The organism is Neobacillus driksii, from assembly GCF_013409995.1.
In the GTDB taxonomy this organism is placed as follows: domain Bacteria; phylum Bacillota; class Bacilli; order Bacillales; family Cytobacillaceae; genus Neobacillus; species Neobacillus driksii.
On the sequence record NZ_JACCBX010000009.1, the window covers coordinates 224,206 to 245,683 of the forward strand.

At 35.3% G+C, this 21,478-nt stretch carries 22 protein-coding genes and 2 pseudogenes; 22 read left to right on the top strand and 2 right to left on the bottom strand.

All coding sequences use genetic code 11. The features are described 5' to 3' along the window. Positions 1 to 32: 32 nt before the first annotated feature. The 11 genes and pseudogenes from F4694_RS20785 (at position 33) to F4694_RS20830 (ending at position 8,965) form a co-directional block, all read left to right on the top strand. Positions 33 to 1,070, top strand: a complete 1,038-nt coding sequence (locus F4694_RS20785) for a DUF3231 family protein (protein ID WP_179601479.1) — start codon at positions 33 to 35, stop codon at positions 1,068 to 1,070. Positions 1,071 to 1,290: 220 nt separating this feature from the next. After that, positions 1,291 to 1,504 (top strand): annotated as a pseudogene (locus tag F4694_RS32385) (DUF6366 family protein). 355 nt (positions 1,505 to 1,859) lie between these two features. After that, positions 1,860 to 2,411 carry a sigma-70 family RNA polymerase sigma factor gene (locus tag F4694_RS20790; RefSeq protein ID WP_179601481.1) on the top strand — a complete coding sequence of 184 codons (552 nt, stop codon included), beginning with the start codon at positions 1,860 to 1,862 and terminating at the stop codon, positions 2,409 to 2,411. A gap of 3 nt (positions 2,412 to 2,414) precedes the next feature. Further along, complete coding sequence (locus F4694_RS20795; RefSeq protein WP_063255096.1) at positions 2,415 to 2,849, top strand: PadR family transcriptional regulator; 435 nt, start codon at positions 2,415 to 2,417, stop codon at positions 2,847 to 2,849. Beyond that, entirely contained in the window at positions 2,846 to 4,177 is a 1,332-nt protein-coding gene (locus tag F4694_RS20800; RefSeq protein ID WP_179601483.1) for an FtsW/RodA/SpoVE family cell cycle protein, read from the top strand. Before F4694_RS20795 ends, F4694_RS20800 begins: the two co-directional genes overlap by 4 nt. Before the next feature lie 263 nt (positions 4,178 to 4,440). Then, positions 4,441 to 5,445, top strand: coding sequence for a DUF3231 family protein (locus F4694_RS20805; RefSeq protein ID WP_179601485.1), 1,005 nt, complete (start codon positions 4,441 to 4,443; stop codon positions 5,443 to 5,445). Between the two features lie 405 nt (positions 5,446 to 5,850). Then, positions 5,851 to 6,291 carry a hypothetical protein gene (locus F4694_RS20810; protein WP_179601486.1) on the top strand — a complete coding sequence of 147 codons (441 nt, stop codon included), beginning with the start codon at positions 5,851 to 5,853 and terminating at the stop codon, positions 6,289 to 6,291. A gap of 850 nt (positions 6,292 to 7,141) precedes the next feature. Next, on the top strand, positions 7,142 to 7,525 hold the full coding sequence (locus F4694_RS20815; protein WP_179601489.1) for a hypothetical protein: 384 nt from the start codon (positions 7,142 to 7,144) through the stop codon (positions 7,523 to 7,525). Positions 7,526 to 7,692: 167 nt separating this feature from the next. After that, entirely contained in the window at positions 7,693 to 8,067 is a 375-nt protein-coding gene (locus tag F4694_RS20820) for a VOC family protein (RefSeq protein ID WP_179601491.1), read from the top strand. A gap of 162 nt (positions 8,068 to 8,229) precedes the next feature. Then, positions 8,230 to 8,649, top strand: a complete 420-nt coding sequence (locus tag F4694_RS20825; protein ID WP_179601493.1) for a GNAT family N-acetyltransferase — start codon at positions 8,230 to 8,232, stop codon at positions 8,647 to 8,649. 80 nt (positions 8,650 to 8,729) lie between these two features. Beyond that, positions 8,730 to 8,965 (top strand): annotated as a pseudogene (locus F4694_RS20830) (DUF3977 family protein). A 290-nt stretch (positions 8,966 to 9,255) separates the two neighbouring features. Here the strand turns inward: F4694_RS20830 and F4694_RS20835 are convergent. Next, the gene (locus tag F4694_RS20835) at positions 9,256 to 9,555 is read right to left on the bottom strand and encodes an MTH1187 family thiamine-binding protein (protein ID WP_179601495.1); all 300 of its coding nucleotides are present in this window, start codon (positions 9,553 to 9,555) and stop codon (positions 9,256 to 9,258) included. A 58-nt stretch (positions 9,556 to 9,613) separates the two neighbouring features. Continuing rightward, on the bottom strand, positions 9,614 to 10,048 hold the full coding sequence (locus F4694_RS20840; RefSeq protein ID WP_179601497.1) for a CBS domain-containing protein: 435 nt from the start codon (positions 10,046 to 10,048) through the stop codon (positions 9,614 to 9,616). A gap of 225 nt (positions 10,049 to 10,273) precedes the next feature. On the opposite strand from F4694_RS20840, the gene F4694_RS20845 reads away from it, so the two are divergent. From F4694_RS20845 to F4694_RS20890, 11 genes are all read left to right on the top strand, one after another. After that, entirely contained in the window at positions 10,274 to 10,525 is a 252-nt protein-coding gene (locus F4694_RS20845; RefSeq protein WP_179601499.1) for a hypothetical protein, read from the top strand. A gap of 250 nt (positions 10,526 to 10,775) precedes the next feature. Next, positions 10,776 to 11,711, top strand: coding sequence for an NADP-dependent oxidoreductase (locus F4694_RS20850; RefSeq protein ID WP_179601501.1), 936 nt, complete (start codon positions 10,776 to 10,778; stop codon positions 11,709 to 11,711). Between the two features lie 275 nt (positions 11,712 to 11,986). Beyond that, positions 11,987 to 12,508 (top strand): hypothetical protein, encoded by a 522-nt coding sequence (locus F4694_RS20855; protein ID WP_179601503.1) that lies wholly within the window; start codon positions 11,987 to 11,989, stop codon positions 12,506 to 12,508. Positions 12,509 to 12,878: 370 nt separating this feature from the next. Next, positions 12,879 to 13,418, top strand: a complete 540-nt coding sequence (locus tag F4694_RS20860) for a DUF1572 domain-containing protein (RefSeq protein WP_179601505.1) — start codon at positions 12,879 to 12,881, stop codon at positions 13,416 to 13,418. 229 nt (positions 13,419 to 13,647) lie between these two features. Beyond that, complete coding sequence (locus tag F4694_RS20865) at positions 13,648 to 13,836, top strand: amino acid transporter (RefSeq protein WP_179601507.1); 189 nt, start codon at positions 13,648 to 13,650, stop codon at positions 13,834 to 13,836. 251 nt (positions 13,837 to 14,087) lie between these two features. Then, positions 14,088 to 14,513 carry a DUF4865 family protein gene (locus F4694_RS20870; RefSeq protein WP_218895764.1) on the top strand — a complete coding sequence of 142 codons (426 nt, stop codon included), beginning with the start codon at positions 14,088 to 14,090 and terminating at the stop codon, positions 14,511 to 14,513. A gap of 794 nt (positions 14,514 to 15,307) precedes the next feature. Further along, complete coding sequence (locus tag F4694_RS20875; protein WP_179601509.1) at positions 15,308 to 16,462, top strand: YecA family protein; 1,155 nt, start codon at positions 15,308 to 15,310, stop codon at positions 16,460 to 16,462. A gap of 451 nt (positions 16,463 to 16,913) precedes the next feature. Further along, on the top strand, positions 16,914 to 17,216 hold the full coding sequence (locus F4694_RS33000) for a nuclear transport factor 2 family protein (protein WP_374757441.1): 303 nt from the start codon (positions 16,914 to 16,916) through the stop codon (positions 17,214 to 17,216). Between the two features lie 84 nt (positions 17,217 to 17,300). Continuing rightward, a complete protein-coding gene (locus F4694_RS20880) occupies positions 17,301 to 17,768 on the top strand; it encodes a DUF3291 domain-containing protein (RefSeq protein ID WP_179601511.1) in 468 nt (155 codons plus the stop codon). A 168-nt stretch (positions 17,769 to 17,936) separates the two neighbouring features. Further along, a complete protein-coding gene (locus tag F4694_RS20885; protein ID WP_179601513.1) occupies positions 17,937 to 19,745 on the top strand; it encodes a M3 family oligoendopeptidase in 1,809 nt (602 codons plus the stop codon). Between the two features lie 158 nt (positions 19,746 to 19,903). Continuing rightward, a complete protein-coding gene (locus tag F4694_RS20890; RefSeq protein ID WP_179601515.1) occupies positions 19,904 to 21,430 on the top strand; it encodes an MDR family MFS transporter in 1,527 nt (508 codons plus the stop codon). Positions 21,431 to 21,478: the final 48 nt, after the last annotated feature.

Below are 21,478 nucleotides of genomic sequence, written 5' to 3' on the forward strand. Positions count from 1 at the left end.
AGTTGTGTTAGAAGAGGAGGGTAACTTTTAAAATGACAAATCTGAATGATAAAAAAGTAATGTCTGAAAGCAATATTCCACTTACTGCTTCGGAATTAGGGTTTCTTTGGGCACAATATATGAATGATACGTTAGATATTTGCGTAATGAATTATTTTAAAAATATTTGTGAGGATAAAGACATTCTTCCTCTTATAGAAAATTCCTTAAGTATAGCAAAAAATGACATTAGAATTATTTCAGAGATTTTTGCGAAAGAAAACCACCAGATCCCAGTGGGATTTACGGACGAAGATGTTAATATAAATGCACCTAGGCTGTATTCCGATTCGTTTATCCTTATGTATATTCAAAAAGTAGAAATACTAGCAATGGCAAGTGTTAGTATGGCAATCGGTCTTTCTGCCCGTTCAGATGTAAGCGACTTTTTTAGAAATTTACTTATTTCTGTGTCAGAATTACACGATAAAGCTAGAAAAGTTATGTTATCAAAAGGTGTGTACGTCCGATCACCGAAAATTCCTGTGTCAAATCAGATTAACATTGTAGAAAATCAAGGTTTCTTGATTGATTTTTTTGGGAAGCATAAACGACCTCTAACAGCAATTGAGATTACACATCTTTTTAACAATATTCAAACAAATGGAATGGGTAAAGCGTTGATGATGGCATTTGCACAGGTATGTAAAAACGAAGATGTTAAGCAATTCCTTATAAAAGGAAAGGAAATTGCAAGTAAACATATGAAAAAATTTGGTTCAATCCTAATTGATGAAGACCTTCCAGCACCTATGGGTTGGGACGCACACGTTACAGATAGTACCATCGCACCCTTTTCAGATAAATTGATGATGTTTCAAACAACTTATATGATTGCAGTTGGGATTGGGAATTACGGTATGGCTGCTGGCACTTGTCAAAGATTAGATGTAAGTGCTACATTTGCACGCCTTGCGGCTGAACTAGCTTTATACGCGGAAGATGGTGCAAATATACTAATAAAACATGCTTGGTTAGAAGAACCGCCGAAATCAGTTGACCGAAATAAACTCGCCAATCAAAGTGAGTGAAGGCAACTCCACTTGAAAGAACCAAAGGGAATATACTGCTTATGCGGAAGATTGTGAAGAAATGTATTTTAACTATTGGGGTGCTAGAGTTAAAGATTGGGGGTTGCTGCGGCAGCCTTTTTCTTGTTCCACTAACGGAGCAGTTTAATTCAACAAGGGTAATGGATTTTTGTGGTTAAATTTTCTGGGGATGATTGGTCAATTTACAGGGGGTGTTTATATGCAAGATAACAAAGAAACTCCTGAGCAAAAGAGAGAGATTAAGACAAGAAGAACTGAAAAGAAATTCAATGGGTAATATGAACGATGCTTTTAATAGATCAAACAATGGAAGTCTTGTGGATTTAGTAGGCAGTTTGGGTTGGAAAGGCACGGGGATACTTATTCTTGTAATCATAATAGGATTTATTCTCGCATCACTCTTCTTTAAGTAACGGGTGCTTGATCCAGGGGGAATTAACCATCTTTTTTTGGATTCCTTATTGAACATAGGGGGCAGGATAGTTAAAAAAGGGGTAGCGTCAGGAAAACGCAGATTTACGCCGATAAGTAATTCTGAATTTAGGAGCTGTTGTACTTGCAGTTCCTTCTGAGAAGTAAGATATTATTAATCGAATAAGTAGTATTATAAGCCATCTAACCTACATACAACATTCTGGAACAATCCGATAAGAGGTTGTTCCTTTTTCCATTTATACCTTAGATTATAGAAGGTCATAAAAATCCAATATTTTTTCAAACCAGATGAAGGTTAGCTACGTCTATTATATGTGAGAGGGTGATAACAAGATGAATGGACTAAATCAACTGGCGGTGACAGATGAAAGTATGTTGCTTGAGAGAGAGGAAATAATTGATCAATTAATGCAAGAATATAGCGATGATATCCTGCATCTCGTATATGCATATGTTAAAAATCGAACGACAGCAGAAGATTTAACGCAGGAGATATTTTTAAAATGTTATGAAAAGTTAAATCAGTTTAATCAGCAGGCAACACTAAAAACATGGGTATATCGTATTGCTAGTAATCATTGTAAGGACTACTTAAGAAGCTGGCATTATCGCAAAATAACGCTTAGCGATAAAATTTTGGATTATATACCTTCGAAATCAAAACAGGTTGAAGAAGAGATTATCGCGAATAGTGAAGAAAACATCTTAACAAATGCTGTCATGAATTTACCTCTAAAGTACAGAGAAGTAGTATTTCTGCATTATTATGAAGAACTATCTTTAGCCGAAATAAGTAAGATTACGACAGTAAATATAAATACAATAAAAACTAGATTAAAGCGTGCAAAAGAATTATTAAAAGACAAGATGATCGAGGAGGTTTAGGAGATGAATGATCCATTTACTAACCTGAAGAGTTCGATGAAAAAATCCATTTTCAAGGATTTTTCTTTTTCCAATGAAAGAAAAAATGCGGTGAAAGAATCCATTCGTATGAGACAATCTCAATCACAATTTCATTCTTGGAAGATAGAAACCATCATAGCTATATTAGAATCGGTTCAGCATGAATCAAAGGATGGCTACAATATTTCTACCCAACTTTTTCAAAAAAATGAACGTACTTTCCAAAAAAATGAAGGGCAGCTTTATTCACTTCTACATCTACTAGAAAATAAAGAAATTCTTACTTCAAAATGGATAAACAAAAAGAAATATTACTCCTTAAATTCCAAAGGGGAAAAATACTTAGCTACCTATAAACAAGATAAATCAAAACAAGAGTTATCCCTTAAACACTTACTAGAGGAGGCGTCCTTATGAGTTCTCCCAAATTTGAAGAATTTTTAAGTAAAGTAACGTCCAAAGTGAAATCTAAGGAAGCCCACAACATGATAAAAAAAGAGCTTATTCATCATCTGCAAGAGTTAAGTCAATCTTACAAAAAGAGAGGGTTTTCTAAAGAGGATGCAGAGGAAAAGGCGATTCAAGAAATGGGAAATCCATTTACCATTGGGGAGAGATTAAATCCCCTACATAAGCCGAAAATGGATTGGGTTCTAATTGTTTTATTTATTCTTTTTGCTGGTATTAGTTTTCTCCCGTTAGTTGATGGGATTCCTGAATTTTCCCTATCAGGTACCTATTTTATGGGGAGACAGGCGATTTGGTACACCCTGGCTATTCTTGTAATCATTGGATTCCTTTTCTTTGATTACCAAAAATTAAAGAACGGATGGATATACTTTTATGCGATAGGCCTATTGATCCATATATATCTTCATCTTTTTGGAATAATGACCAACGGAGCAAAGAAGTGGGTTTCCCTCCCAGGCCTGACGGTCGATGGAACCATGATGAGCTTATTTTTCTTTTTTCTTGCTTGGGCTGGTATTTTTAACAAAATAAATGAGTTTCGTAGTTGGGAAAAACAAGGTTTACTTTTTGTTTTATTTTGGATTCCCATCTCGCTCTACATGATGGTGCCAGACTTTATGGTTAGTATTATTTACTTCTTCTGCATACTTGGGATGTTTGCTTTCGCTCGAATCCATAAGAAATTAGCTGTAAATCTGACCCTAACAAATCTATTGGCTGGTATTATTTTCATTATTATGTTCTACATGTCCTCACGTCAAAGTTATTTGTTAACTAGATTATCTGCTTTTATAAACCCTACTGCCGATTCAAATGGAGCAGGATATATGTATAAGGCGGTTAGGAATGTCCTATCAGAAGCGGGATGGTTCGGTAACGGACTTTCCAACGAGTTGAATTTTCAATTGTTACCAGAAGCACATACAGATTTTGCTTTTCCCTTCCTCGTCTATTCTCTTGGTTGGGCTTTCGGATTCGTTCTATGTTTGATCCTACTGATATTTATTTCAAGGATCTCAAAAAATGCGTTTAAAACAAAGGACCTCTATGGGAGATTAATCGTAATAGGTGGTGCTACATTGTTTGCGGTTCCTACTACCTGGAACATCTTGATGAGCTTTGGAGTCGTGCCTATAATGGGGGTTTCTCTGCCTTTTATTAGTTATGGAGGTAGTGCGATACTCTTTTACGCTGCTGTTTTAGGACTCATTTTAAATGTTTATCGAAGAAAAGATCTTGTAGAACCCACGATTGCAGATGAAATTAAAAGTTAAAGTCGAACATGTAATTGCTGATAAAAAGGGCGACAGCTAAAGTAATAGTTGTCGCCCTTCCCTTATTGAACTATCGGGTGCGTTGATCCAAGAAGGATTAACGCTTCTTTTTGTTGAACTCTATTGAAGTAACGGTGCAGTTTAGTTGAATAAGGTTTTGATTTAATTTCGAAAATAAAACATGTTTACTTCTCCATAATGAATTAATACTTTGAAAACATTTTGTAAATAATAAGAAAAAAACATTGGAGTGTTAAGAAATAATGGAGCATAACCCAGAACTTATTTCTTCAGAAGTTGCAGCATTATGGAGTGCCTTTATGCAGAATTCAATGGCTTATTGTATTGTCCAGCATTTTGCCAACGTAAATGAAGATGAAGATAGTACAGACATTATTCAAACTGCTATGAAAAATTGTAATTTTGTTGTAAATGAAGTCAAACAAATCTTTGAAAAAGAAACCCATGCGATACCTATTGGATTCACACATGAAGATGTAAACTTAAATGCGGGTCGATTATATTCAGACCTTTTTACCTTGCGATATATTAAATACATGGCTGCGACTGGTACAGTAGCCGCAGCTGCTTTGCTTGAAGTGCTGGCACGAAAAGATATAAGGGGATTTTTTGCGAAAACTTCTGAAATGTTTATGAAACTTTACAATGATACTTGTGACTTACTTCTTAAGAAAGGTGCTTTCATCCGTTCACCTACCATTGCTCCAATGGAAAAAGCTGAATATCTTCAAAGCGAATCATTTCTATCAGGATTAATAGGTAAACATCGACCTTTAACTGCCATTGAACTAGCACATATTTGTAAAAATACAGAAACAAACTCAATTGGTAGAACATTTATAGCTGGTTTTTCCCAAACTGCTAAATCACCTGAAGTTAGAAAATATATGGAAAGAGGTGCGGAAATAGCCGCTAAGCATGAAACTGTTTTTAGACAAATATTGGTTGAAGATGAAGTGCCGTTACCAAGTACCTGGGATTCAAACATATCTCAATCCGCTGATTCACCATTTTCAGATAAGCTAATGATGTTTCATACTCTTAGCCTGAATGAAATTAGTGTTGCTGGCTACGGAGCTGCAATTGGTGCAAGCCTTAGAAAGGATATAGGTGGGCATTATACAAGGTTAGTGGCTGAAATACTTCAATATGCTCATGATGGAGCTCAATTGATGATTGAAAACAGGTGGTTGGAACAACCTCCGCAAAATGTAGATAGGGATTCATTAAGGAATAGAAGTATCTAAACAATCAGTGTCTAATACAGCGATTCTTTTGCAGGTCGCTTTTTATTTTTTGTTGTTCAACTAAAAGGTGTTAGAGTTTAACAATGAGTTGCTACGGCGGCTCTTTTTCTTTGTGAGCTAACGTTGTAGGTTTGGGAGTTGAAGAATGGAAAAAAAACTAATAAAACATTTTTCAATTTTTATGTTGAACGGTACTATACAATAGGTGAATATCAATAATTGTACAGATTAACTAGATAACTTGTCCCTGTCAATAATTACGATTTTTGCATTCAATATACTAGATAATAGATTTTTTGAAAGGTTGTGTTTGCTATGGCAACATTAAGTACGGGACCTTTTGTGGTTCCCAGGCATACTTGCAACGGAAATCCTGTCAACTTCTTTTTTATAAGCTTTACAAATTTGAGTAATCGAATATTGACGGTAACATTAAAGATTCACCAAGTCTTCATTCAACCAAATGCGATTCACTCATCCTACACAAATCACCCACCATCACCTTGTACTCTGATACACCCACCAGCACTAATCAGAGTTAAACCAAATTCAGCAGTTATGCTCTCTCAATCGGTTGTCCCTCCTTTACCAATTAACAACAGTAATACGGCTTCAAACGACCAATTAGTATTGATCATTTCAATTAGTGGAAACGTAGATAAATCATCAAGAGACTTAATTCAAATCTGTGTCACAGGTGGTTTTTCATCTGATGGTGGCAGTTCTCTGAATGAGGCAGAACCAACAATGTTTTTCCGATATGCTGACTTTGTGGTAATTCATCGTAATGACTCCCCTAATCCTCCTCATCATCCCTTAGAACCTAATCATGATAAAGACAGCTAGATAAGATTTGAATAGTATTTTTAGACAGTTAATTTCTTAATGAGGAGGTATATTTGAACCATTAAGGGTCTATCCCTGAATCCTAATCAACTAAACGGCTGAGGCTCAAAATCAAGCTGTCATTTCGGCAGCTTTTCTTAATGCAATAAGGATGCAGGATAGCTCAAGAAAAAGTCACAAATGATGTTGTTGAATTACCTTTTATCACTGAATACTGTACTCAATCACATTTTCAATGTTATAAAAAAGCTTGGAATAAAGGAAAATGAAAATTATATGTAATTATTCCTTAACAAACCTACATCGTTAGTTAAAGAAGAAATAAAAAAGGAGCAACTTCTCAGTCACTCTTTATTAACTATTTTTTGATTTTTGTTTATTCTGTTTGTAAATATAATCGATCCTGCTCATTGTCCTATATCCTAAAATACCAAGGATTATTGTATATATCGTTGTTAAAATTAAGCCAAGTATAGCAATCCAAAGTAAGGATGTTATCTTCTCTTTTTTGTTAAGCACACTAATAACCTCCTCCAATTAATCGTTATTATCTTGCACCTATTTAGGGAGATTATTCCAAGACCAAAATTTGGTATGTTTACAAGGTTCGTGCTGCCATTCACGGCAGTTTTTTATATGGTTAAGGGAGTGTAGGCAAGAGAAACAACTGTTAATTATTTTTTTCTATGGAACACTTATTTAGATACGTTAAGTCTCAGGGAATTATATAAAAAAATAAAAGGGGTTAGTTTATAATTAAGAAAAAAAAGTATTTTCCTTAGCTATGATAATCATTCCGTGGCTTTCTGTTCTGTTTGTGGATAAAAAGTCATTCTTCAGGTATTTACCAGTGGCAAGTTTTGTTAATTTATTTATTAGTGTTTTTAGTGTCATCAGTAATAAGAGAAGATGGTGGATAAATAAAAATCCATTTTCACCAGGAAACGTAGATTTTTCATACATTTTAGGACCATATTTTGTAGCAACGTTATGGATTTTTAAACTAACTTACGGTAATTTTCCAAAATATTTGATTACCAATGTTTTACTAAATACTCTTAACGCTTTTCCAATGGCATATGTGTGGGAAAAGGTTGGTACATTTAAATTTAAAAAGATTAATCACATTGGTTGGTATTTTATTTGTATAATACTTTCGATTATTATTTACGGTTATCAATATTTAGTTGAAAAGACAATTGTAAATCAAAATAAGGTGAAATCAGAATTATAATATCCCTAAAGAAACATTTTGTACGTCTAACGGTTGCATTTCTTCAAGAAGGAGAAGTGCTCTTTTTTATTGAACTAAAGGGGCAGGTTAATTTAATAATTTGGAAGGAAAGAAACACAAAAAAGAGAATTATTTGATATACCAGATTAAAGTAAGGAGAGGTAAATATGAGTAAATCATTTATTGAGCAAGTACATTATATTAGAATTCCTGTAAAAGATTTAGAACAGTCTACACAATGGTATAGAGATGTATTAGGGATTCAGTTATTAAACATTACTGACGATCCATTTGCGATTTTTAAAGTTAATGAGGGAGCTTTTTTACTTATCTTAGTTCCAACTGACGATGAAACATTTGCCCACTTTACAATTAATAATGAATCAGCTTTTAGTATTGGCTTTACAAGCCCAGAACTATCCGAATTTCGTCAACACCTAATTAATAATCAAGTTAAAGTCGAGGATATACAAGAAAATATCGGTCATTCGTATTTCCACTTTTATGATCCTAATGGTAATAAACTTCAAGTACACTGGTAGGAACGAAATAAATTTCCTTATTGCATTAACGGGTGCTTTTGTAAATGATGATGATCGCTGTTGCGGTCATTTTTTCTTGTTGGACTAACGAAGCAGGATACTTAAAGAAGGTACAATTAAAAATAATAGAGAAATACTTATAGTATTGTAGGGAGGGGTTTTATGGATTTAAGAATACATAGTGATTTTTCTAAATTGAGTCTTGATGAAATGAAGGAAATATATTCTTCTGTCGGTTGGACAAAGCATACAATAGAGATTATCAAGCAAATTTTCGAAGCAAGTAATGTCATAGCATTGGTTACAGTAAATGGTCGGATTATTGGATTTGGTAGGGCGATGACAGATGGTGTTTTTAATGCAGCAATTTATGACGTTATAGTACATCCAGAATTTCAAAAACAAGGGATAGCGAGACAAATTATGGAGTATTTACTCGATAAACTAAGTAATATATCGTGCGTTCATTTAATTTCTACCTCTGGAAATGAGGATTTTTATAAGAAACTTGGATTAAAGAGAATTAAAACAGGAATGGCAAGGTACTTAAACCCTAATCTAGCCAGTGAGTATTTAGAATAACCATTTTCTTGTTGTACTGACGGTACAGTATAGTGCAACAAGTATTAGGGTTTTGTAACGAATTTTAAGGAGAGTTATTGTTGAAATACATAGAATTTGGTATAGGAAACACATGGTTGATAAGGACGGAAACAGAGTTAGAAGATGGGACTGAATACGAGGAGAAAGGTATAGTAGGACCAATAAGATTCCACTCTTTGTACTAAGAATATGGATTGGTAATTCCGTTTTAATAATTGATTTAATAGAGGGTATCAAGCGAGTGAATAAAAGCCGTAAAGAATTTAAATTTATTTTTGGTGTAGTCAGCAATTAAATATCTTCTTCAATAAACGGGTGCTTTACTTCAGTAAGGAGTAGAGCTTTTTGTTGTTCCACTAACGGGGCATTTAGTGAAGGAATCAGATTAAGCTCTGTAATTCTGGCGGGGACAAGCACCTGGATTTAGAAAAAGGCCATTACAAACCAAAACATAAAATATGTCTTGGTTCGTAAAGGCCTGATTACTTATTTGATTTCCTTTTGAACTAATCAATCAAAAGAACCCATAGTCGAAGTATTTCATTTGACGGTCTACATATAAGGTTCCGCTTGGAAGGCAATTTCCTAACCCAAATGTTTCTCAACCTTTTCAATTTGCTGATCCATATCCATTTGTTTATCCGTCCGATGGTCAATATTAATATTGGTAACGATTCGTTCCGGACCCACTTCAAGTGCTTTTTGATGCATTTGTTTGGCCGCTTCCCACAAATCGTCGATGTCGCCTTCTAAAACGGTTGATGTAGGTGTCAACTCATACTTTAAATCTTTTTCCTCAATGACCCTTACTTCATCGGTTACCTGTGTACTGAAACTTGGAGAATCTGTCCCAACTGGAACAATACTAATCTCTAATAATGGCATGTTTGGCACCCCTTTGTTATTTTTCCAGTGGCACGTATCGGATACATTGGAATTTTGATTAGAAGTTTGATTGTTTAGGTTCGGCAGGATTCGAAATATTCTTAAGGGCTTGTCCAGCTTCATAAGTCGACTGATTATTAACAGCTAGATCACCTAGAGAGACGATTCCAACCAATTTGTCATCTTCCACAATAGGGAGACGGCGAATTTGGTGCTGGGACATGAGTCTTACCGCTTCCTCCACTGACATTTCTTTGCTTCCTTTTACAACATTGTCGGTTACTAATTCAGAAATCATGGAGTCACTCGAAAGATTATTGACAAATCCCTTTATAACAATATCTCGGTCGGTTACAATTCCTACTAATTTTTCATTATCACAAATTGGAACGGCCCCCACATCCAGTTCTTTCATTTTCATAGCAACCTCTTTACAAGTACTTTCCGGACTACAGCTATCAACATTGGTAGTCATTACGTCAGCGACATTCATGCTCATTCCTCCTTTATGATGGTTCATTTTATTTACTACCCTCCACACCATATGGTTAAACGTGATTTCTGGCATTAATCTTCGCTAATAATGTCATTAAGCATTTATTATGGGACTTAAAGTGCAAGCGGAATGGGAATTGGATTGAAGTAACAGGGTAGATTAGTTGAAGAATAATTTGGATATTTGTGGTAAAACCTTATTAAAAAAAGGAGATAGAATACAATGCGAAATTACTTGGGAGTTGCTTCAATCACCATTTTTATTTTAACTTTTCTCTCTATGCAAATTTTTGTAATAGGAAAAGTATCAGGTGCAACAGGCAGTGCCATTCTAATGTTCGGCGTAGGGCTTTCAATTTTATTTGCATTATTTAGTCAAAAAGGAAGAATGAAAACAATCGTTTTAAGCCTTTATGGGGTACTAATTGTTGGCTTTGTAACTATATCTATTCTCTTTGGAGTTGCTCATATGTAAATAACAGCGGGTGCATTCCTTCAAAAAGGGATGCTTTTTATATTGGGCAATTTAGTTAAAAAACCCTGTGGTATATAATTTTGTTTCTATATTCTCGTGGAGGTTGCTATGAAGGAAATATTAAATAAGTTCAAAACTGAAATAAAGAAAATGGTGGATTTTATTAAGCTCTGACGAGAAGGAATGACTTCTTCGGAAAAAACGAATAATAGAGCGTGCATATATAAAATGTATAAGGGTGTGCAAATTCATGCGTGCAGTTGTCATCAATGAATATGGTAGTAAAGATGTGTTAGAAGAGCAGGAGCTGCCGAAACCAGTAATAAAAGCAAACCAAGTACTTGTTGAGGTGTATGCAACTTCGATTAATCCAATTGATTGGAAGCTTCGTGCGGGTTACTTGAAGCAGATGCTTGATTGGGCATTCCCAATTATCCTTGGCTGGGATGTAGCGGGTAAGATAGTTGAAGTTGGAAGTGAAGTGAAGGATTTTCAGGTCGGGGATGATATTTTTGCGCGGCCGGATACTACCGCTAAAGGTACTTATGCGGAATTTACGGCGGTGGATGAGGAATTGCTTGCAAAAAAGCCTAGCAATCTGACATTTGAAGAAGCTGCCTCAATTCCATTAGCCGGTTTAACCGCTTGGCAGTGTCTAGTGGACAATACAAAAGTCAAGCATGGAGATAAAGTACTCATCCACGCTGGAGCTGGTGGTGTAGGTAGTTTGGCCATTCAAATGGCAAAACATTTAGGTGCCCATGTCGCTACAACAGCGAGTGAACAAAATGAAGCATATGTAAAAGAGCTGGGTTCAGATGAATTCATCAATTACCGCACACAAAAATTTGAAGAAGTATTACGTGATTTTGATGTGGTCATTGATACGATGGGCGGCGACATATTAAATAAAAGCTTCCAAGTATTAAAGCCTGGCGGCAGACTAGTAACGATTGCCGGACAACCCGATCCAGCATTAATAGAAAAGTATCAAGTAACGGCAAGCTCCTATTGGTTGACGCCAAATGGGAAACAGCTAGGGGAATTAGGCGAACTACTTGAGAAAGGTATACTTAAGCCTCAGGTGGGCAGTATCTTTGATTTTTCAACAAAAGCGTTACAAAAAGCACATGAATTAAGTGAGACACATCATGCTAAAGGGAAAATTGCCATTAAAGTTAAATAATCGGTACATAGCCCCTGCTTATTAAATAGCAATGAATCGTGATGAAACGGAAGGACTCACGATATGAAGTCGGAAAACGCAGCTCATTTTGGCTAAAATTCATGGCAGGGTTTCTTCGGGATACCGTCACTTGTGAGAATGGAAGTAAAATAAATGCAATAAAAGGATGGGATCACCACAATGGTCCCGTCCTTTTATTATGTATTTGCATCGATTTGGAACTTTTTACAAACTGAATCGTATTTACTAATAGGTAAAAACTAGGGGGAATGGTATTGAAAAGAATTTTATTAAGTATATTTGTTATATTTTTGCTCGTATCGTGCTCAAGTAAAACCCCATATGAATCTAGGAGTGCACAGTTACCTGACGACATTAAAAATGAAATCAAACCATTTCCAGTTGATATTAAAGATGAAATGCTTTTCCCTACTAAGTTACTTTCAGAAAAATATACAGTCGATTTCGGATACACAAGTGAACCTGTAAATGATCCTAATGGGAACATTGTGCTTAGTTATTTTATTTACGCCGATGAAAATAGTGATTGGAATATAACAATAAACACATTTCATAATCCTAGTTCCCCGAGTCACGAATTTAAAAATAATGAAACTGTGAAACTTAAAAACGGTATAGAAGCCACTTACAGTGAAACAAAAAACGGTTTACAAAAAGTAGTTTTATGGACGGATGACAATAGTACACAAGAAATTTCATTGATAGAAAATCCCGATAGAAATAAACCGATCTATACAAAAGAAGAATTTTTAGATGTCGTAAGCACCTTTAAATAAAACATTGGGTACGATGTTCAAGAGAGATAACAGGGGCGATAATTCAAGAAGGATTAACGCTTCTTTTTGTTGAACTTTACTGAAGTAATGAGGAAGGAGTTAAATACGTTTCCACTTTAAATGTAGAATTACGGAAACCCAGCTCCTATCTATTACTATAAAGCTGCACCTGAAGAGCGAGAGAATAAATAGACAAAAAAACGCTTGGCTCATAACCAAGAGTTTTCAAAACAAAACGTAGTTTTCATGGTGATCTTTATTGAAATAACTGTACAAGTTACAGGGAGATTATGCATTATTATTAGAAGTCATCGTATAATTCTAAAAAGAAATATAAAGAAAAATTTTTAATTTTGTGGAGGGGATGAATGTGAATATTGGAAACGAATACTTGAGAATTGTAATTGAAAGATTTAAAAGTGTAAAAAGCCTTGGTGATAAGACATTAAATCAATTATCGGAAAAGGAAATACAATGGACTTATAATAACGAGTCAAATAGTGTTGCCATAATAGTAAGGCATTTAAGCGGAAATATGGTATCAAGGTGGACGGACTTTTTAACTTCAGATGGGGAAAAGGAATATAGAAATCGTGATCAAGAATTTATTGATGATATATCTTCGAAATCTGAGTTAATGAGTGTTTGGGAAAAAGGTTGGATAGTCCTAATCGCTACACTAACTAGTTTAAGTGAGCAAGATTTATTAAAAAATATATACATTCGTGGAGAAGGTCATTTGGTTATAGAGGCAATAGAAAGACAAATGGCACACTACGCATATCATATTGGACAAATTGTTTATATTGGCAAACAATTAAAGGATAGTAATTGGAAGAGTCTCAGCATTCCAAAGGGGAAATCTGAAGAATACTTAAAAGAAATGCTTGAAAAAAACCAAGATAAATAGAGCGAGGTTACATTTAAAGGGTACTTAGCAATTACTAGGTCCTATGATTTTTCCAGTTTTTTGCATGCTCCACCAAGCAAGTATTTACATCTGATAAAGAATATCATTAAATAACCAGGCAGCTTATCAGTTGATGAATGATTAACCATCATGAACATCGAATACTACCTATATTAAGTCGAAGGCACTAGTCCCGATAGCAATAGGTTTGTGATAAAGGGGTGGAAGTATGGAAGAGGATAACAAACCATTTAATGATGCAATAGATCACTTTAACAAGATAGAAGGAAATGCTGCAAATCTTGCAAAAACAGATTTAAGAAAATTGCCGAAATTATTAAAATTCTTTGGATACTTTATGATCGGTTTCTTTTCAATATCTATACTGTTAATAATTTTGTTAAGTTTATTTGATTAACTTTTACCTCAGTTTTTTAAGACCTGCTGCCCATTTTGGCGGCTTTTTCTCCTTATAGAGGGTAGAAGGGGATGGATTGTTCATACAACCATACGATTTTAATCCTAATAATAATTATAATTAAAACGTTATCCTCTATTAGTTTTGTAGAACGCAAATAGGGAGCAACATTTATGCTGGCATCAGTTTTTTTTGATGTGATCAGAGAAAACCTCGAGTAAGAAATCTTGATAACAATAAGGAGGAAAAAAATGATCACGACACAATACAAAATCACATTACCAAGTGACTATGACATGAATATCATCAAGGCACGAGTCATAAATAATGGCCATAAAACCGATGGATTTGATGATTTAAAATATAAGTTGTATCTAATCACGGAAAAAGGAAAAAATCATAATTTACAAAACAGTTATTGCCCGCTTTATCTATGGAAAAATCATAACGGCCTTAACAAGTTTTTGTTTGAGGGCTATTATGATAACATTCTTACCTCTTTCGGATGGCAGCAAGTTCAAGTGGGGATACCACTGGTTAATCCACCAACAAACATAAGCCCTTATAAATATCTGTTTCACCTTACAAAACCTATACCACCACAGGGAAGTTTGCGTAACACAAAAGAAGAAATAGTTAAGGATCTACCAAAGATCAAAATTCAGAATTTATGCTGACGTATAATCCTGATAAGTGGGAATATGATGTATTTTACTTTTTAAGTGATGTAAGTAATTATATTATAGAAACATATGGAGTGCTTTATTCGATTCTACATATTTCACATGAAAAATAGCTGATATTTTCATTGAAGACCTCCACCCTGAAATATGCTAGCATATAAATAATAAAATACTGAATGGAATTGGAGGAGCCTGTCACCAAGGGATTAATATGTCCTTTGGTAACTGGCTCTTTTTGTATTTTTATCAAACTAAGACAATCTATAATAATGAAAGGTGGTAATTTAAGTGTTAAAACTATAATTGGCCATTATTCTTATTGCGTCAAAAGGTGCCGGAAGCCTCAGTGTAAGATTATGGAAGCCTTCTGTTTTTGGAAAACTTCTCATTGGAATTGTAATTGGACCATCGCTTCTTGGATTAGTGAATGAAACTGAAACAATAGTTTAATTTAGTCAAATTGGAGTTACATTATTAATGTTTATTACTGGTTAAAAGTCCTTTATCGTTGTTGTATTTCGAAGGTGGTGACAAAGGGTTAATTTAGGAACTCTGGCTCATTATTTTATTACATACTCTCTTCTTGGGAGGAGAGTTTTTTATATTTATACATTAATCCAAGTTATTTAATGTGAAAACTAGATTATTAAAAAGAGGGGTTAATAGCTGAAGCAGCAAAAATAGTAGCAAAAACAAAAATAGGGCGCCATTCTAGTCGTTTTTTACTTTGTCTTACCAATAAAGTACAATAATTGTATTCATAAAATGGAAGAATGAGAGGATACATAATGACATTTTTAGAAAAAATTAAACCGCATTTGATCAGCGATGATATATTAATCCAAGAGGTAGTGCTCCATGCTCTGCATGATTATCCGAATGTCCCGGAAGAATGGACCAATGAATTACTGAAAGAAGCATTTAGAAATAAAGACAAACAAACTTCAATCTTCATTTATTTAGAAAATCAATCCTTCAATGAAGAGGCTGTAAAGATTTTAGTTGAAAATGTTCCTTCAATGGAACCATCCAACCGTCATTTAGCGTTGAACCTGGTCCACCGGATCGAACCGGAACTTGCACTTAAATATAAAGAACAGCTTCAAAACTATATTCCAAAGGAAACCTGGTCCTTATATGATCTGTTGTTACATGGGAAGGACGAAGAAGTGTACTCGGAATATGGTCAAATCTTAAATGACCTTGAGCGGGCTGGTTCAGAACATCACCATTACCTCATAAAAGCAAAAAAACTAGCTGCGTGTTTAGTGAAAAATGGATGGGTTACAGAGAATGAAATAGACCTTGTACTTGAAGAAGAATTAAAGGAAAAATGGTTTTCATTCAATGGAATCTTGACGGTTTACATGATTGGATTGTTAAAATTAGAGAGATATATTCCGTTATTGGTTAGCCTGTTGGATCGCGATGAAGATAGTTTATTAGAAGAACTGTCTGTAACGTTAACCAGTTTCCAATCAGATGAGGTGGTAAAGGAAGTAGCGCCCTATCTAAGGAAAGATAATTCTATTATCTATACTGCTTCCATTGTTGAAAACATAAAATCAGACTTTGCAGTTGAGGTTTTAAGAGAAGCTTACCGTTCTGCAAAAGAACTCGACCAACAAGACATTCTAATGGAAGCACTTTGTCACCAGTTTTCGGAAGAAGCTCTACCTGAAATTACCGCACATATGGAACTAGAATATACTTCTGGCCTTGTTGATGTTGAACAGACCGTCTATGGCTACTTTTCGATCTTGGGGTTAAAGCACCGAGAATTAGCCCTATGGAGACAAGTAGCACTGGAGAGAGAACTCGACTTTAGACAGAAGGGGAATGATCTCCCACTTGCTCCAGTCCGAAACGAAATGAAAGTCGGCCGAAATGATCCATGCCCTTGTGGAAGCGGCAAAAAATATAAAAAATGCTGCGGTAAATAGTATTGGCTGGGTGTCTAGCTTAATGTAGAAAGTAAGGAAATCAGCAAAGTAATATAAGCGGAGATATTCCGGTTAAATGTAAAATGAAGCTTGTTTCGGGGTAAGTAAGCGGAGCTTTTCCGCTTAATCAAAGAAAAATCTCCCATTTTCGAATTTTTTGAGTCAATAAGCGGAATCTCTCTGTCTATTTATGCTTTTTTTAATACAAATTATTAATTAAGCGGATTTTCTCCGCCTATATATCAACTCAGGTGCTTAAGCTAACCTGATCCCCATACTGTTAAGCGGGGACACTATTGTACCTTAGGACTTCTTTTTTGAACAGACGTTTATAAATTATATAATTATGATATAAAAGGATAAGATGTCAATAGTAATCACGTGCAATCAACAGTAAAAAAATATACAAGAGGTGTAGATCATGTCAGTAGAATAAGTTGTTCAACAGCAAATAGAATACTACAACATCCAAGATATAGAGGGATTTGCTAGTACATATGCGAACGATATTACCGTTTACACCTTCCCGGATAATACCATTACCTTAAGCGGAAAACAGGCACTGATTGAAAGATATACCGAAACCTTCAAAAAGAAAATGTTCGCAGAGATCAAGAATCGTTCGATCGTCGGAAACAAGGTCATCGATTGGGAAATCGCTACAAATGGAATTACAGAGGAGAGTACCAGCTTAATGGCGATTTATGAAATAAAGGATCATCTGATTTCCAAGGTGTGGTTTATCAGAGAATAACGATTTTACTTGGTAACTAAAAGGGCATAAGATCCCTCTTTACTTGAATATATCTAGGTAAAGACTTTAAATGGAGGGATTCTTATGGCATTCATATCGATTTATACGGTGGGCAGGCTACAACACCCCTATGACCACCCCGCCTCTCGTGGATTTTTTGAAGCGGGTTACGAGGTAATGCAACAGGCTGCTAAAACAGGGCAACTAATAGAGGAGTTTTCACCTTTTGGTGTCCCTATTCCCGAGGAAGCTGCCAAAGGGGATGGTTACCCGGTTCTTACACTTACAGTATGGAAAAGCCTTCTAGGCTTATATCGTTTTACCTATTCAGGTAAGCACAGGCTAGCGATGAGAGATAGGAGCAAATGGATGGAGCCTTATCAAGAGAAACACCTTTCATATGTCGTCTGGTGGACCGAGCAGGTGAAAGATGTCTCATGGCAGGAGGCTTTCAAAAGATACAATTATTATGTACAGAATGGACCCACTTCTTTTGCGTTTGATTTTAAGAACGCATTTGATGAAAAAGGGGAGAGGTGTGTGGTTAAGTAACCGGGGTTCTATTGGATTGTACATAGACAGGAGACACTGATTCATTTGGATTAGTGTCTCTTTTTATAAAAAGAAAAAATATATTCACCTCTACTTCTTCTAACTATGTTAAATTAGGAATATACGTTCGGTATAAAGTCAAATATACATATTTCAAGGAGGAAGATGATGGAGAATACGGGATATCAAAAAGTATGGAATTTAGATAATATTTTCCAAGGTGGAAGCAAATCAAGTCAATTTCTAGACCATATTAAGCGTTTGGAGGTTCTTGTATACGATCTAGAAAAATGTGTTGAATCATTTACTACTCCAATAGCAACGAATGAAGTCGTAAACTTGGTAAACATAGTGGAAGACATTGGAAACATTCGTGTGAATTTGTCACAAGCTAATTCATTTATCACATGTCTTCTAGCACAATCCCCCAAAGATCAAGACGCTGCAATTTTACGAGGAAAAGTTGCACAAATAGAATCCCGTTATGAAAAAGAATTATCGAAAGTGAAAAATATAGTAACCAATACAAAGCAAGATGTATGGGAAAGCTTACTTGAAATGAAAGAAGTAGAAGATTATAGATTTATATTAAACGAATGGCGTGAGAATATAGATAAGCATTTATCCAATCATGAGCATAATTTAATATCTGATTTAATGGCTGATGGATATCATGCTTGGGGTCATTTTTATAATGCACTCGTAAGCAGTATTACCGTAAATGTTCAAGTTGATGGAAAAGAAAAGAATCTATCAGTCGGACAAGCACTCAACTTAAGGTCTCACCCTATTGAGGATGTCCGGAAGGGATCTCATTACGCCTTAGAATCTATATGGCAAGAAAAAGAAGAGTTATTTGCTAAAATATTAAATCACATTGCAGGCTTCAGGTTACAAGTATATAAAAAATCTGGAGTAAAAAGTGTTTTAGAAGTACCTTTGAAAGAAAACAGAATGAAAGAAGAAACAATGAATGCCATGTGGTCAGTAATCAGTAAATATAAAAAGCCTTTCTCGAATTACTTGAAGCGAAAAGCTGAAATGATGGGTGATTCTAGTATGAAAGCATATAATTTTTGGGCTCCCATTAGCACTAATAATCAAAAGATAGAATACGACGAAGCAGCTGTTTTAATTACGGAACATTTTAGTCAGTTTGGAACCGAATTAGAAGGTTTCGTTAAGCGAGCTTTCAATGAAGCTTGGATAGAAGCCGAAGACCGCGCCAATAAATCCGCTGTTGCGTTTTGTGCTGGTTTTCCACTTACAGGTGAATCAAGAGTTTTTATGACATTTGGGGGTACTTTTTTAAATGTGTTAACGCTTGTTCATGAATTGGGTCATGCTTTCCACAATTATGCAATGAAGACTGTTTATGGGCTGAATAAACGATATCCAATGAGTGTTGCAGAAACTGCTTCAACCTTTTCAGAAATGATTATATTTGATGCAGCTATGAAAAAGGCAAAATCAATAGAAGATAAATTGTTTATATTGGATGAAAAATTAAAACGTAGTGTAATGAACTTTATGAATATTCATTCCAGATTCTTATTCGAGCAGAGATTTTATGAAGAACGTAAAGAAGGGATTGTTTCAGCAAATCGTCTAAATCAGTTAGTGGGGGATGCCATACATGAAGCTTATGATGGTTCGCTAGAACACCCTTCCACTTATTCCTGGGTTTGGACACCACATTATTATATTACACAATCTCCTTTTTATAATTTTCCATATACTTTTGGGTTTTTATTCGCTTTAAGTATCTATGCAAAGGCAAAGGAGAAAGGAAAAGAGTTTGAAAAGGATTATCTGAACTTACTTCGTGATTCAGGAAGAATGACTGTAGAAGATTTAGTTATGAAACATTTAGGAGAAGACATTACTTCGGAGGAATTCTGGGAAAAAGGAATGGAAATATGCGTGAAAGAGGCTGAAGAATTTGTAAAATTAAGTTCTTCGGATGATATAGAATAAGGAGTTGTCGATTCGAGCACTGTCGGTTTTTGCCCGTTTTTTTATTAAAAGAACACTATCATGAGCAGAATTAAATTCACATAAAATAATTATCAAACGTAACAAGGTTATGATACAGTCAATATGTTATTCATTACCTTTTGAAAGGACTACTACATATGAAAGTCAAAAAAAGTAAATTAGGATTTGTTATGGCGGGGCTTTTATTAAGCATCCTCATGGCATCAATGGACAATACAATTGTCGCAACCGCTATGGGAACCATTGTAGGGGAACTAGGTGGATTTGATAAGTTTGTTTGGGTAACCTCAGCATATATGGTAGCGGAAATGGCGGGGATGCCGATTTTTGGTAAGCTTTCGGATATGTTCGGGAGAAAAAAATTTTTTATATTTGGTTTGATTGTATTTTTAATTGGCTCCATGTTATGTGGGCAAGCTGATACAATCACAGAGCTTAGTATTTTCCGAGCAATTCAAGGGATTGGAGCAGGTGCACTTATCCCAATCGCCTTTACAATCATGTTTGATACAGTTCCGGTAGAGCAAAGAGGAAAGCTTGGAGGACTATTTGGAGCGGTATTTGGTTTATCAAGTATATTTGGTCCATTATTAGGAGCATACATTACCGATTATATTAGTTGGGAATGGGTGTTTTACGTCAATATCCCTCTTGGTATTTTAGCTATTGTTTTCATCGCTGTATTCTATAAAGAATCTCCTGTGCACACGAAGCAGAAAATTGACTGGTGGGGTGCCATCACATTGGTAGGTGCCGTTGTCAGCGTTATGTTTGCATTAGAACTAGGTGGAAATGAATATGCATGGGATTCAGCGTTTATCTTAGCCTTATTTGCTGCCTTCGTTGTTCTTTTCGTTTTGTTTATCATAATCGAACGAAAAGTAGAAGATCCAATTATTTCATTTTCGATGTTTAAAGTTAACCTATTTACAACTGGGAATATTATTGGGTTATTCAGCGGGATGGCGTTTATTACGGCTTCCGTCTATATTCCAATTTATATTCAAGGTGTACTTGGTGGAACAGCAACAAACTCTGGTTTAGTATTACTTCCAATGATGCTTGGATCGGTTGTTTCTGCTACAACTGGTGGGGCGTTAATGAACAAATGGAGCTATCGCAAAATACTGATTTTCTGTACTTGTATCCTTGCACTTGGAGTTACTTTATTAACAACGTTAGAAGCTGACACAAGTCGAATAGTCGTTACAATCTATATGATTATTACAGGACTTGGTATTGGTGCAACGTTCTCTGTCTTACCGAATGCTGCCATTCATCACTTTGATCCGTCACAACGTGGTTCTGTAAACTCAACCGTTTCCTTCATTCGTTCACTCGGTATGACAATAGGAATTACGGTGTTTGGTATCATTCAAAGAAACGAATTTACAGCTAGCTTAACGGATATTTTTTCAGGGATGGGTGGAGAAGGAGTGGATACCCCGATGTCAATTGACCCGAGAGCGATTCTACAACCTCAGGCACGGGCGCAAATTCCTGAACCGATTTTGGAAAAAATCACAGATGTTCTATCATCGTCGATCACCTATACATTTATGTGGGCAATCATTCCATCTGCAATAGCGATAATAGGAGCGATTCTTATGTCAAAAGAGAAACTAAGTGAATCAGTAGAGTATCAACAAGGAAAACAGTCGTAACCATCTTTGAAGAGAGCAACCTGTAACGGGGAAATGCTCTCTTTTTTA

Coding starts and splice junctions, on each gene's coding strand:
- F4694_RS20785 (WP_179601479.1), top strand. CDS start 33: ATGACAAATCTGAATGATAAAAAAGTAATGTCTGAAAGCAATATTCCA.
- F4694_RS20790 (WP_179601481.1), top strand. CDS start 1,860: ATGAATGGACTAAATCAACTGGCGGTGACAGATGAAAGTATGTTGCTT.
- F4694_RS20795 (WP_063255096.1), top strand. CDS start 2,415: ATGAATGATCCATTTACTAACCTGAAGAGTTCGATGAAAAAATCCATT.
- F4694_RS20800 (WP_179601483.1), top strand. CDS start 2,846: ATGAGTTCTCCCAAATTTGAAGAATTTTTAAGTAAAGTAACGTCCAAA.
- F4694_RS20805 (WP_179601485.1), top strand. CDS start 4,441: ATGGAGCATAACCCAGAACTTATTTCTTCAGAAGTTGCAGCATTATGG.
- F4694_RS20820 (WP_179601491.1), top strand. CDS start 7,693: ATGAGTAAATCATTTATTGAGCAAGTACATTATATTAGAATTCCTGTA.
- F4694_RS20825 (WP_179601493.1), top strand. CDS start 8,230: ATGGATTTAAGAATACATAGTGATTTTTCTAAATTGAGTCTTGATGAA.
- F4694_RS20835 (WP_179601495.1), bottom strand. CDS start 9,555: ATGCCATTATTAGAGATTAGTATTGTTCCAGTTGGGACAGATTCTCCA.
- F4694_RS20840 (WP_179601497.1), bottom strand. CDS start 10,048: ATGAATGTCGCTGACGTAATGACTACCAATGTTGATAGCTGTAGTCCG.
- F4694_RS20845 (WP_179601499.1), top strand. CDS start 10,274: ATGCGAAATTACTTGGGAGTTGCTTCAATCACCATTTTTATTTTAACT.
- F4694_RS20850 (WP_179601501.1), top strand. CDS start 10,776: ATGCGTGCAGTTGTCATCAATGAATATGGTAGTAAAGATGTGTTAGAA.
- F4694_RS20865 (WP_179601507.1), top strand. CDS start 13,648: ATGGAAGAGGATAACAAACCATTTAATGATGCAATAGATCACTTTAAC.
- F4694_RS20870 (WP_218895764.1), top strand. CDS start 14,088: ATGATCACGACACAATACAAAATCACATTACCAAGTGACTATGACATG.
- F4694_RS20875 (WP_179601509.1), top strand. CDS start 15,308: ATGACATTTTTAGAAAAAATTAAACCGCATTTGATCAGCGATGATATA.
- F4694_RS20880 (WP_179601511.1), top strand. CDS start 17,301: ATGGCATTCATATCGATTTATACGGTGGGCAGGCTACAACACCCCTAT.
- F4694_RS20885 (WP_179601513.1), top strand. CDS start 17,937: ATGGAGAATACGGGATATCAAAAAGTATGGAATTTAGATAATATTTTC.
- F4694_RS20890 (WP_179601515.1), top strand. CDS start 19,904: ATGAAAGTCAAAAAAAGTAAATTAGGATTTGTTATGGCGGGGCTTTTA.